A 13,171-nucleotide genomic window follows, 5' to 3' on the forward strand; every position below is an offset into this window, starting at 1 on the left:
CTAGCTATTATAATCATAATTTAATGCTTTCAAACGCTCAATTAATGGCGGATGCGACATATAGAAAAAAATATAAATTTTATGAGAATATGGAAAAGCCTTATTTTCATTTATAAGTTTTACAAGTGCACTACCTAAATCTTGGGGATTTGTTAATGTAGAGCCAAAACTATCTGCTTTATACTCAGCCTTACGACTAAAATAATTAATAATAGGCATAAAATAAAAAGATATAAACGAAGATATAAGCACCAAAACACAAATAGTAGTAGCACCATTTCTAGGAAAATTATCAAAAATCATATTTGGCAGATTCCCCACAATAAAAAATAAAACAAATAGCACAACTGCCATAATAAAAATATTTTTTAGTAAATCTTTATGTTTAAAATGAGCCAACTCATGCCCCAAAATCGCCAAAAGCTCATTTTGTGTAATCTTAGAGAGCAATGTATCAAATAGCACAACTCTTTTACTTTTCCCAAGTCCGCCAAAATACGCATTCAACCTACCATCTCTTTTACTTGCGTCCATAACAAAGATTCCATTTGCCTTAAAGCCCACGCTATCCATCATTTGTGTTATTTTTGATTTTAGATTCTCATCATCTAAAGGGGTGAATTTATTAAAAAGTGGTGCGATTATAGTTGGGTAAATGATATTTGCCAAAATTGCAATGATAAACAAAAATAAGAATCCAAAAATCCACCAATTAGCAATATTTTGTATTAGATAGATTAGCACACTTGATAGGATTCCAGCTATTACAATCATCATTAATAAAGATTTTAATGTATCAATTATATATAGTTTAATGGTGCTTTTACTAAAGCCAAAACCTTTATCAATAACCAATTTTTTATAGGATTCTAATGGCAGAGTAAGAACGGCATTTATAAGTAGAAATAAAATAACAAATAAAATTTGATTTATAAACCCATCGCCAAGTAGCATATAAATCATAGATAAACCAAAATTAATCCAAAATATAAATAGGATTCCACTAAAAATGCTCTCAAAAATATGAAAATATTGGCATATGATTGCATAATCTTTAGCAATATTAAAATCATTTTTATTTAGGATTGCAACTTTATTATTATGTTTGATGTGGTTAATTTGCAATAATGCGATAATGCAAACAGGAAATGTATAAAATAAAATAAATAAAATGCTAAGTATCATAAATCACCTTTATTTAATGTTGTAGTTTTTTAATACCTTTTTTTCTAACAAAATATAAAAACAAAATTGAAATTAATAATGTTATTATAGATAATATTTGCCCCATTGAGATTCCATAAAAATATCCCATTTGAGAATCTGCCTCTCTAAAAAATTCCACAAAGAATCTAGCAATGGAATAAAATAGCATATAAAGCCCTATTAACTCGCCTTGAAATTTGACTTTATGGCGAATAAAAAATAATATAATAAATACACAGAATCCCTCTAAAAATGCTTCATAAAGTTGGCTGGGATGGACTAATTTATCATTTACTAAGATTCCAATTTTTAGTGTAGTTTCTCTGCCGATTAATTCTTGATTTAGAAAATTTCCAATTCTACCTAAAATATACCCCAAAGGAAGTGCTATAGCAGTAGAATCCATCAATAAAAATATTGATTTTTTATATCTTTTAGCATATATAAAAGTCCCAAGAATAAACCCAAAAACTGCTCCGTGATAGCTCATACCGCTAATACCTACAAATTTACCATTTACAAATGGATTAAACATCTCCCAAGGGTGGGTTAGATAATAAATCGTATTTGGGTCATAAATGAGAATATATCCTATTCTAGCTCCCAATATTATGCCTATTTCAGCATATATAAAAAATATCTCTAGTTCATTATTTGTTATTGGATATTTATCTTTTTTTATAAAATATTTCACTGCTAAAAGCCCGACTATCAAAGCAGATACATAAAAGATTCCATACCAATAGACATTGAATCCAAATATACTTATTGCCACTCTATCCATATTTTGATAGATTAGATTCCAGCTATTCATACTCTTTTATCTTTACATCAAATAATTTATGAAAATCCGCATATTGCAAAAAGTTATACAATCTAGCATTGCTTACAATAATATTTATATTTAATTTATTTATATCTTTTAATTTCAATATATATCCTAAAATATATGCATCTATGGAATCTGCATTTACAAAATAAAATGTAATATTAGTAATATTCTCAATATTGCTTTTAATAAAATACTTTACTTCCATATATTCATCATAATTATTCATTTTTCCATTTAATAGAAATTCTAAATTCTTATCTATTAATCTTTTAGATATTTCCAAAAATCACCTTCTTTAGCACAAAATTCATAATCAAACAATTTTATTTTATAGCTATGCAACATTAATCGCTCATAGGGAATCTTACCATAAAGATTATCACCTAAAATCGGGTGGTTTATATCATTTAAATGAACTCTTATTTGATGTGTTCTACCTGTTTTTATAACCACCTTAAGCAATGTATTTTTATTGATAATCCTTAAAGGTGAAATGGAAGTTATTGCTTTTTTGCCAAATTTATAATCAATCTTACTTGTGGCATAACTACCCTTTTTAGTCATTATGGGCTTAGTTATCGTAGAATCTTCTGCAACTATTCCTTTTACTAATGCCAAATATTCCTTATAAACTATTTCATTCTTAAACTCTTTTATGGCATTTTCCCTAAAATCCCCATTTTCTTTTGTAAGCAAAACAACCCCACTTGTATGCTTATCAAGACGATTTAATAAAACCCAAGATTTATAAATATTCTCCAAATCATAGCTATCAAAAAATGCTGGTTTATTTATAGCTAGGATATATTCATCTTCAAAAATAATTTTTGGAGATTCTATATTGATGATTTTTAGTTTTATATTAGGAGAGATAATTTGGCTTGCTTTTAATTTCACACCATTTGAATAAACAAGCCCCAAATCAAGCATTTCTTTAGCTTTTCTATGTGATATATTTTCTTTTAATGATAGGATTTTATAGGCTTTTTCCATCGTTTTACTTTATGTATTGAAGTGCCAATTCTAGCTTGGAATCTTGATTTTTGATATAACTTTTTGGAAGAGATTCTATATTTTGCAAGGATTCTATTAATTCACTAGCTTTTATAATCTTATAACCTTCAATTAAATCAAATAAAGCATATTGATTAAAAATATATGTTCCACTTAGAATTTTTGTATGAAAAAACGCACATTCTAAAGGATTATGTCCGCCCACTTTTACAAAGCTACCGCCCAAAATCACGCAATCAGCGATATTGTAGATATTTATTAATTCGCCAAGTTTATCAATAAGAATGATTTGATAGTCATAATTCATTCCCACTTCGCTAAATTTGGCACTTTTTAGTGGATAGTTTTGCAATATTTCCCAAACCTCCTCAAATCTCTCAGGGTGGCGAGGAGCGATAATTAAGCGATGTTTGTTAGAATCTCTAAATACATTTATATAACTTGAGATAATCATCTCCTCCTCGCCTTTATGTGTGCTAGCGGCGAAAATTAATTCTCCATCAAATTTTGGTAATTCTTTTGTAATATGAAAAGAATTTAAAGCTTTTATATTGCCAAAAACCTCTATATTTTTTGCACCAAGATTTGATAATCTCTCCTTATCTGCTTCCATTTGACATAAAACAACATCAATTTGTTTGAAAATCTGCTTATAGAAAAATGCTACTTTTTTATATTTTGGAAATGATTTTGATGAGATTCTGGCATTAAGCAATATTGTTTTCGCACCTCTCCTTTTTGCACAATAAAATAACATATACCAAAGTTCAGCCTCTAAAACAATCAATCTTTTTATATTTTTTGGCATTAGAAATGGGATAAAAATCTCAAAAGGTAAATAATATATTTTTATAGTTGGTTTTGCTCCAAAAAGCTCTACTGCTCTTTTATAGCCGGTATTTGTAATAGTTGATAAAATAATGCGTTCATCAATATTATTTATCAAAGATTCGAGTGAATTTATCTCGCCTAGCGAACAAGCGTGAATCCACACATCGCCACTAAATGGCGGATTCCTTAGAAAGAATCTCGCTGGAATGGAATCTTTATATTTCGGCTTAAATATAGATAGAAAGATTAAAATAGGTAAAGAAATAATATATAAAATGCCACATAGAATCCAATAAATAGTGGCAAACATTCGCTTTTAATACCTAATTATTCTTGTATATATAGGATTCTGCCACAATGAGGGCAAGTAACAATATCATCTGATTTTAATAATTCACTATAAACCTTATCATTAATCCTAATAAAACACCCGCTACAAGCTTGTTTTTTGACCACAACAACACTTGTATCTTTAGCCCATTTTCGTATTTTTTCATAAAACACAAGGACTTTATTATCTATACTTTTTGCAAGTTTTTCCTTGCTATCAAATATCTTTTGTAATTCTAATTTGATTTTTGCTGTCTTTTTCTGCACTTCTATTTTTGTTTCTTCAATGTCTTTAGTGGCTAGTTCTATTGCCTGTAATAGCTCTTTTTCTTTATCCTTAATAGCTTCAAGTTCTTTTTCTAATCTAGATATTTCTTCATTTGCAAATGCGATTTTCTCTTTAGCAAGACCATTTTCAGCATCAAGTGCTCGTAGCTCATACTCACTTTTAACATTGGCTATTTTTTTATCGATTTGGGCTAATTTCTCACTATTTTCATTAATCAAAAGTTCATTATTTGCTATCTCAAGCTTTATTCTTTTGGTATCAGTTTTTAGCGATTCTAACTCATCTTGAGACTGCATTTGTAATTTAATCTTTATATTTACCTCATCTTCAATCTCTGCTATTTGTGGCTCTAATTTTGTAGCCTCTTTGTCTATTTTTGATAGTTTTATTAAATTTTGCAAATCTTTATTCATATATTTCCTTTAATTAAAGATGAATGGATTTTGTGAATCTAGTATTATAGCGTTATAGTGAATCTTTTTCAAATAAGGATATAGAATCCGCCCAAATTCGCACTCGGAGTTATAATGCCCCACATCGATTATGGAGACGCCCAAACTTTGAAATTTCATTGCGTCGTGGTATTTCACATCGCCAGTGATTATTAAATCGACTTCTAGCCCCACGCACTCGCTTATCCCAGCCCCGCAAACTACGGCGATTTTGCTTATTTTGTTCGTCGCTTTGGTGATTTTTATGGTGGAATTTATGCGGGATTTTATGTGAGTGGCGATAGATTCTAGGCTTTTGGATTTAGATTCCAAAATAATTGCGATATTTTCGCTTTTTATTTGTTTAAAATCTTTTAAATCTAAGACTTTATCCACGAAATATTTATTTAAGTGCGTTTTGTCAAAGTTCGTGTGAAGGGCGATTAGAGCGATATTTTTTTTGATTAGAATCTCAATTATATTGCTTGGATAGCTCTTAAAATCTAGGGATTTTAGGGGAGAAAAAATAAGCGGGTGGTGGGTTACTAAAAGCGAATTTGGCTCTAAATTTAGAGCGATTTCTTTTGTCGCCTCTAGGCTTAGATAAATGTGGCTTATTTTAGAATCCAAATTCCCAATTATAAGCCCGGAGTTATCCCAAGATTCTTGCAATTCAAATGGCGAGATAGAATCTAGAATCTTGTAGATTTCGCCGAGTGTTAGGGGATTTATAGCGGATTTTAGATTCTTAAAGTTTGCGGATTTTAGATTCGCGGAATCTGGATTTAGAGAATCTAGATTCTGCCCTAGATTCTGTGATTTCGTGGAATCTTTTGGCTTTTTTGCAAGATTTGCCGCTAATTTTGTAGAATCTGCAGAATCTAGATTCGCCGATTTTTTCGCATTTTTAACGCCCTTACCTCGCATTTACTCGCTCCTCTCTTTGGGATTCCTGCTCCTTATACATACTCGCACACGCCTTGGCAAGCTCCCTAATCTTAAGGATATAATTCTGCCTCTGCGTCACTGAAATCGCCCCTCTTGCATCAAGCATATTAAAAAAATGTGAGCTAAACATCGTGCAGTCATACGCTGGGAGCGGAAGAGCGGCTTCTAGGGCATTTTTTGCCTCATTTTGCATTTGCTCGAAAAGTGAAAATAGCATTTTGGTATCAGCCACCTCAAAATTATATTTTGAAAACTCCCATTCGCCCTCCTTATGCACCTCAGCGTATTTTACGCTTTTTCCATTATAAGAGCTAAACTCAATATCAAAGATAGATTCCACGCCTTGGATATACATCGCAAGTCGCTCCACGCCGTAAGTTATCTCAATCGGCACAGGGAAGCACTCTAAACCGCCCACTTGTTGAAAATATGTAAATTGCGTGATTTCCATACCATCAAGCCACACTTCCCAGCCAAGTCCCCACGCACCAAGCGTTGGGCTTTCCCAGTTATCTTCGATAAATCGCACATCATGCTTATTCGTATCAATCCCCAAATGCCGCAAACTCTCCAAATACAGCTCTTGGATATTTTCCGGGCTGGGCTTGATTAAAACTTGGAATTGATAGTAGCTGCCAAGTCGATTTGGATTTTCCCCATATCTGCCGTCTGTCGGGCGTCTGGAGGGGGCGACATATGCCACATTCCACTCTTTGGAATCTAGGCTTCTAAGCAAAGTCGCTGGGTGGAAAGTCCCCGCACCTGCTGGTATATCGTAGGGTTGGAGTAATAACGCCCCTTGATTTTTCCAAAATTCTTGGAGTTTTAAAAGTATGTCGCTAAAAGATAATTTCATATTTTTCCTTAATTTACTTGTATGGAATCTGTAAAATTTCCATAAATTATAGAGTTTCTCTTACTAATTTTCAATTTTTTCATTCTCAATTGGAACTAAGATATTACAAGCCTCATTTATCTTATTTAATACCTTGTAGCCCTGCTCTATTGCCCTATTGCTAGTATCTTCACAGCCAATTATTATAGGCTTATTTGTCGCCACAAACTCATCAAATTTATTTTGTATATCTGGGAAAAAACTCTCTCTACTAAATGTGCCATAATAATATGGAAACTTGTGTTGCAAGGCGATTTTAGGGCTACTAAAAAGTAAAAATAAATAATTATTAATATCGACTAACTCACCATCAAAAATAATCTCCTTATCTGGGTGGCTTTGATGATAAGATTCTATGCTAGAGAGTAATGTTTGTAAATGTGAAGCATAATCTGCTTTAAATTTCATTCCCGCATATGGCGTATCATAGCCCATTTTATAATAATTGCTTTTTGTTGTTTTGATATTATTAAAATTATTAATACTAGTTTCAACAAATTGTTTTACCTTAGTATGGTTTATAAATAAAAATACGATGCTTAGGGCGATTATGGATAGAATCTTGATGTTTTTATTCCAAAAGCATAGATATAAAACATCGATAAATAACGCAATCCCAATGCCAAACTGCACTCGAAGCCTTGCATCTTCATTAATTGGATAATTGAAAATCATCGTTGAGAGCGTGATTAGAGCGACTATAAATCTTATGCTATCTTCATTTAAAATGGCGATTTTACTAGCATTTAGGCTAAATGGGCGATAGACAAAGTAGAGAGCGGGTAAAATCACAATAAACCAATAGGATAAATATCGCATAAAATACCCGTGCCAATCCATTCCATCAGTTGTATAATTGAAAAGATAGTTTGCTATTGTTGGAATGGTATTTTCGTATCCAATCGCTGGTTGTGCCATATCAACTAGGCTTGTAAGCGAAGAAAATAAAATCTCCAATCCCTCAAATCCATTTCTAAGCAATACAAACAGCCAAAAGATGAGATTTGAGATTATAAAGGTTTTAATTAAGGTTTTAAAAATATGCTGATACTGCTCCTTTATAATCGCCCCAGCATAGAATAAAATAATTGGCAGAGCAAGAAAAGTAAAACCTATTACAAGCCCTTGCTGACGCATATAGGGCAAAGAAGCGATAACAATACCTAGAATGATTAATTTATAGTTTTTTCTCTCTTTGATATATGAAGCAAAAATATATACACCCATAGCCACAAAAAGCATAATAAAGTCATTAAACCACGGATTATCTCGTCCCGTGTGGCTTAAAAGCAAAGTCAAAACAGCAAGTTTCGCAAAAATATTTGGTAGGAAAAATCTAGCAGTTTTATATACAAAAACCATAGTTAGAAAAATCACCACTCCATCGGCGATTCCTATATTTACTTGATTAACCCCTAGAATCTTAAAAAATATCCCAACTACAAGCGGGATAAAAATCGAATGTGGGGAGTAGAAATCGATTCCGGGCAATATCCCATTTGCCGCCATTCCGCCTAGATATGATAAAAATGCCAAATGATGGTCGTGATTATCGTGGTAGAGAAAAATACTCCCAGCGGAATAGGCATTCATAAGTAAAATCATAAAAACAAAAATCCAAAAAACTATATTTAGAAAAATATATATTAGATTCTCAATATTTTTTTTGACTTTAAAATAAGATAATAAATCATTAAAGTTAATTTTTACTTTCATAAAGATTCCAAATAGTTTTAAAATAAAATTTCTTATTTTATCAAAAAGTGAATAATATGTAATAACAAAGTTGATTTTAAGATAGTTTAAAATGATTTTTAAGTATAACAATAATATTTAAAATTTTAGAAATAAGGATAAAAAATGGCAATTATTGATTTTAATGGCAAAACTCCCAAACTAGGCAATAATGTAAAGATTTTCCCAAATGTAAATATTATCGGCGATGTGGAGATTGGCGAGGATTCTAGTGTGTGGTTTGGAAGTATAATTAGGGGCGATTTGAATAGCATCAAAATCGGCAAACGCACGAATATACAAGATTTGACGATTATCCATACTTATCAGCCAGATAATGGCAACTATCCAAATGGACTAAGTGTAACTGTGGGCGATGATGTAACAATCGGGCATAGGGTAACACTACACGCTTGTAAAATAAATAATCGATGTTTAGTTGGAATGGGTTCAATCGTAATGGACGATGTTGTGGTGGGCGAAGACTGCTTTATAAGTGCATTTAGCTTATTACCAAAAGGTAAAAAATATCCGCCAATGTCGTTAATATCTGGAAATCCCGCAAAAGTCGTTCGTCCACTAAGAGAAGAGGAAATTTTAAATATCAAAAAAGAAGCACAGCTTTATGTAGATTTAAAAAATAGGTATAATTAGTATTTTAAAGTTTAATTAGGGAGAAATTTCTAAAAAGGAGAAGTTAAATGTGTTGCCCAGCTTGTATAAAACGACCATTAATTATTTTTATAGCAATTATCATTTTATTGCTTATACTAGCATTTGTATTTTGCTCTACTTGCAGAAGTTGCAATGTAGTAGAAGAAGAAGTAGTTATTACACCAATCATTCAAGAGGAAATAATTATTGAGGAGATTCCAGCTCAAGTTGAAGTTGTAGATGAACTTATTGCCATTAAAAAAGATTTTATTGAGAATGGGATAATTTCTAATAAATTTATGCAAAATAGTAGTGTGTTTTTTGATAGAAATCGCTCCAATATTAATAAAGAAAAAATAAATGAGTTTAATGCAGATTCTAGAGATTCTATTAATACTGCTAGATTGGCTATTATAGTTGGACATGCTTGTGATTTGGGTAATAAAGATTATAATAATAATCTAATACAAAAAAGAATAAATTTTATAGTTAATGATATTAAAGATAAAAATCCATCAATGGAAATACTTTTTTCAAATGAGGGTCAAGCCAAAGCACCACCTAGAGATATAGACAAAAAAAGTAGAGAAATGCAAAGAAAAGAAGAACGAAGGGTTGATGTTTATTTCTATAAATAATTAAAATAATTTAAAGCAGAATCCTAAAAGTCTAGCTATTTAGGCTTTAGGATAAATATAGAATATTGATTAAATCTAAGAGAATCTTAAAGAAATGAAACTTAATAATATTTAGTTTTTATTAGTTTTATCTATGTTTTTTACTAGTTTTCTTAGTATTACTTGCATTTTCTGCCATTCGTGAATCTCTGTTATCGGGTGTCCTCCCCATTTTGTATTTGGTGGGAGATTTTTCGATACAGCTCCGCGTCCAGCTACTTGCGTAAAATCACCGATATGTATGTGTCCTCCTGTGCCAGATTGCCCACCAAAGACGACATTTCTTCCTGTTGTTGTGCTTCCTGCAAAACCTGTTTGCGAAACCAAGATAGAATACTCACCAATAACGCAGTTATGCCCGATTTGAACCAAATTATCAATTTTAGCACCTTTTTTTATAATAGTGCTATTGAAAACTGCTCTATCTATAGTAGCATTCGCACCAATCTCAACATCATCTTCGATAATTACATTCCCAAAATGCTCAATTTTGATATGTTTGCCATCACTCGTGTGAGCATATCCAAAGCCATCTCCACCAATCACACAACCAGCTTGCAATATGACATTATTTCCAATAATCGTTTTCCCATATATGGTTACATTAGGATAGATTATGACATTATTTCCAATATTTACATTATCGCAAATCACGACATTTGGCATAATAACGCAATTTTCCCCGATAAAAACATTTTCCCCGATAAAAACACCTTGATAGATTCTAGCGTTTGCGGGTAGATTATTGGATTTGGTATTTTGTAATTGAGTGGATTTGAAAAAATGCGATAATTTAGCAAAAACAAGATATGGATTTGGCACAAAAACGATATTTTCATTAGTAAAATTATCTTTATATTTTATATCTATAAATATCGCTCCAGCTTTGCAATTATCCACAAGTGATAAATATTTATCATCGTGAATATAGCTAATATCATTCTTAGATGCAAAATCAGGCGGTAGCAATGACTTAACCTCAAAATCCTTTAATCTCGTTTTATCAAACTCTATATTGGAGATTTCTAGCATTTCATATAATCGCATAATCTTTCCTTAAACATTAATATCGCTCAATTGCTATTACCCCGCTACGAACAATTTCTTTTGGTTTAAATCGCTTTAATGCTTTTATAAAATTATCAAGTCTTGATGGTTTATCAGTAACCACAACAATGATATATTTATCATTCGCATTTGCGATTTTACCATTATATGCCTTACATAAAACATCAATATCACCTAATGCCTCATTAATGGATATTTTAGCAAGAAGCGTTTCTTTCTCAAGCATATCATCATCTTCAATTACACTTAAAACAGGAATTAATTTATGAAGTTGTTTGATAATCTGCTCAAACACCTTTTCATCGCCACTTGTAACAATAGTAATTCGTGATAATTCCCTATCTGGCAATGGGGCAACAGTTAGAGATTCTATATTATATCCACGACCTGCGAAAAGCCCTGAAATACGCGATAATACGCTATGTTCATTTAAAACTGTTACTGATACAACTCGTCTTTTTTTCAACTTTAACTCCTAATTTAACATCATATTATTCAAGGCTTCGCCACTTGGAACCATCGGGAAAACAGATTCTAATCTATCGATTTTCACATCAATTAAAGAAACCTTATTTGCTTGCATAGATTCCCTAAATGCAGATTCAAACTCCGCTTTTGTGCTAACGCTGAATCCTATTCCGCCAAAAGATTCTGCTAATTTCACAAAATCTGGTTGATAGGATAAATCAACGCTTGAATATCGCTCATCGTAAAAGAAAGTCTGCCATTGTCTAACCATTCCTAAATAACTATTATTAAGAATGACATTAATAACAGGAATGCTCTGCTCAATGCAGGTCATAAGCTCCTGTATATTCATCATAATAGACCCATCGCCTGAAATATTGATGGAATACAAATCACCTTTTGCAATCTTTACTCCAATTGCCGCTGGAAGCCCAAAGCCCATTGTCCCAAGTCCACCACTTGTTATAAACTCCCTAGGATTCATAAATGGATAAAATTGTGCCACCCACATTTGATGTTGTCCTACATCTGTGGATATAATCGCCTTTCCTTTTACCATTTCTGCTACCTTTCTTATAACCCATTGTGGTTTTAAGACTTTATTAGAATCCTCAAATCTAAATGAATGCTTTTCCTTGTAGGATTCCACATTTTCAAGCCATTGTTTGATTTTAGTTTTATCAAAATCATTTAACATCGGGATTAAATCCAAACAAACATTTTTAAGATTCCCAACTATCGGGTAATTAACATCTACAATCTTCCCAATCGAGCTTGGGTCAACATCAATATGGGCGATTTTGGCATTTTTAGCAAATTCACTTAATTTTCCTGTTATCCTATCATCGAATCTAGCCCCAAGTGATATTAATAAATCACATTCGCAAATAGCCATATTTGAAGCATAGCTTCCGTGCATTCCTGCCATTCCTAAAAATAGCGGATTAGAATCCCCACAAACGCCTCTAGCCATTAACGTTTCCACAGCTGGAATCTGGGTTAATTCCAGAATCTTTCTAATCTCTGGAGTGGCATTTGATATAACAGCTCCACCACCGATATAAAATAGCGGTTTTTTAGCATTTTTTATAGCTTCATAAAGCTTTGATATTTGCCTTGCATTGCCCTTTGTTATTGGCTTATAAGTGCGTAATTCTATATGCTCTGGATAACTAAACTCTCCAATTGCACTACTTACATCTTTTGGTAAATCTATCAAAACAGGTCCCGGACGACCACTTCTAGCGATATAAAACGCTTCTTTTAAGATTCTAGGTAATTCCTTAATATTCTTAACTAAATAATTATGCTTCGTGCAAGGACGAGAGATTCCAACCGCATCGATTTCTTGGAATGCATCCGTGCCGATTTGTGTTATTGGAACTTGTCCGCTAATAACCACTAGCGGGATTGAATCCGTATAAGCAGTGGCGATTCCAGTAACTGCATTTGTAAAGCCCGGTCCGCTGGTGATAATCGCAACACCGACATTCCCACTTACCCTAGCATATCCATCTGCAGCGTGGATTGCCCCTTGCTCGTGGCGACATAGAATGTGTTTAAAATAATTTTGTTTATAAATCTCATCATAAACATACAAAACCGCTCCACCCGGATATCCAAAAACAACTTGAACCCCCTCATTCTTAAATGCCTCCATAAGCATTTTAGAGCCTGTCATTTTGCTTGTAGTTGTAGTAGGCATATCTCTCCTTTTAAAATAATCTGTATGATTATAATAAACATATAGTGTAAATAAAGCTTAAAAAAAATAAAATTAAGAATTTAGTTTGC

General features: G+C 32.2%; 14 protein-coding genes. 2 read left to right on the plus strand and 12 right to left on the minus strand.

Annotated elements, in window-relative coordinates:
• From CCY99_RS00750 to CCY99_RS00790, 9 genes are all read right to left on the minus strand, one after another.
• Complete coding sequence (locus CCY99_RS00750) at positions 1-1,185, minus strand: M48 family metallopeptidase (protein WP_112059505.1); 1,185 nt, start codon at positions 1,183-1,185, stop codon at positions 1-3.
• 13 nt (positions 1,186-1,198) lie between these two features.
• Positions 1,199-2,020, minus strand: coding sequence for a prolipoprotein diacylglyceryl transferase (gene lgt / locus CCY99_RS00755; RefSeq protein ID WP_112059506.1), 822 nt, complete (start codon positions 2,018-2,020; stop codon positions 1,199-1,201).
• A complete protein-coding gene (locus CCY99_RS00760) occupies positions 2,013-2,321 on the minus strand; it encodes a hypothetical protein (RefSeq protein ID WP_112059507.1) in 309 nt (102 codons plus the stop codon). The genes lgt and CCY99_RS00760 overlap by 8 nt, the downstream gene beginning before the upstream one ends.
• Positions 2,300-3,031, minus strand: coding sequence for an RluA family pseudouridine synthase (locus CCY99_RS00765; RefSeq protein ID WP_112059508.1), 732 nt, complete (start codon positions 3,029-3,031; stop codon positions 2,300-2,302). Before CCY99_RS00765 ends, CCY99_RS00760 begins: the two co-directional genes overlap by 22 nt.
• A 4-nt stretch (positions 3,032-3,035) precedes the next feature.
• Positions 3,036-4,193, minus strand: a complete 1,158-nt coding sequence (waaA, locus tag CCY99_RS00770) for a lipid IV(A) 3-deoxy-D-manno-octulosonic acid transferase (protein WP_112059509.1) — start codon at positions 4,191-4,193, stop codon at positions 3,036-3,038.
• Positions 4,194-4,210: 17 nt separating this feature from the next.
• Entirely contained in the window at positions 4,211-4,915 is a 705-nt protein-coding gene (locus tag CCY99_RS00775) for a C4-type zinc ribbon domain-containing protein (RefSeq protein ID WP_112059510.1), read from the minus strand.
• A 9-nt stretch (positions 4,916-4,924) separates the two neighbouring features.
• Complete coding sequence (locus tag CCY99_RS00780) at positions 4,925-5,860, minus strand: Nif3-like dinuclear metal center hexameric protein (protein WP_112059511.1); 936 nt, start codon at positions 5,858-5,860, stop codon at positions 4,925-4,927.
• On the minus strand, positions 5,850-6,737 hold the full coding sequence (gene glyQ, locus CCY99_RS00785) for a glycine--tRNA ligase subunit alpha (RefSeq protein WP_112059512.1): 888 nt from the start codon (positions 6,735-6,737) through the stop codon (positions 5,850-5,852). Before glyQ ends, CCY99_RS00780 begins: the two co-directional genes overlap by 11 nt.
• 63 nt (positions 6,738-6,800) lie before the next feature.
• Entirely contained in the window at positions 6,801-8,492 is a 1,692-nt protein-coding gene (locus tag CCY99_RS00790) for a glycosyltransferase family 39 protein (protein ID WP_112059513.1), read from the minus strand.
• Positions 8,493-8,636: 144 nt separating this feature from the next.
• Between CCY99_RS00790 and CCY99_RS00795 the strand changes: the two genes are divergently transcribed.
• On the plus strand, positions 8,637-9,164 hold the full coding sequence (locus tag CCY99_RS00795) for a gamma carbonic anhydrase family protein (protein WP_112059514.1): 528 nt from the start codon (positions 8,637-8,639) through the stop codon (positions 9,162-9,164).
• A gap of 47 nt (positions 9,165-9,211) precedes the next feature.
• A complete protein-coding gene (locus CCY99_RS00800; RefSeq protein ID WP_112059515.1) occupies positions 9,212-9,802 on the plus strand; it encodes a hypothetical protein in 591 nt (196 codons plus the stop codon).
• A 111-nt stretch (positions 9,803-9,913) separates the two neighbouring features.
• Here CCY99_RS00800 and lpxD read toward each other — a convergent pair whose 3' ends face one another.
• The 3 genes from lpxD to CCY99_RS00815 are packed head-to-tail and all read right to left on the minus strand — an operon-like array spanning position 9,914 to position 13,082.
• A complete protein-coding gene (gene lpxD, locus CCY99_RS00805; protein ID WP_112059516.1) occupies positions 9,914-10,888 on the minus strand; it encodes a UDP-3-O-(3-hydroxymyristoyl)glucosamine N-acyltransferase in 975 nt (324 codons plus the stop codon).
• A gap of 16 nt (positions 10,889-10,904) precedes the next feature.
• Positions 10,905-11,375 carry an acetolactate synthase small subunit gene (gene ilvN, locus CCY99_RS00810; RefSeq protein WP_112059517.1) on the minus strand — a complete coding sequence of 157 codons (471 nt, stop codon included), beginning with the start codon at positions 11,373-11,375 and terminating at the stop codon, positions 10,905-10,907.
• A gap of 9 nt (positions 11,376-11,384) precedes the next feature.
• Positions 11,385-13,082 (minus strand): acetolactate synthase large subunit, encoded by a 1,698-nt coding sequence (locus tag CCY99_RS00815; protein ID WP_258442874.1) that lies wholly within the window; start codon positions 13,080-13,082, stop codon positions 11,385-11,387.
• Positions 13,083-13,171 lie beyond the last annotated feature (89 nt).

The organism is Helicobacter sp. 16-1353, assembly GCF_003288815.1.
GTDB lineage: Bacteria > Campylobacterota > Campylobacteria > Campylobacterales > Helicobacteraceae > NHYM01.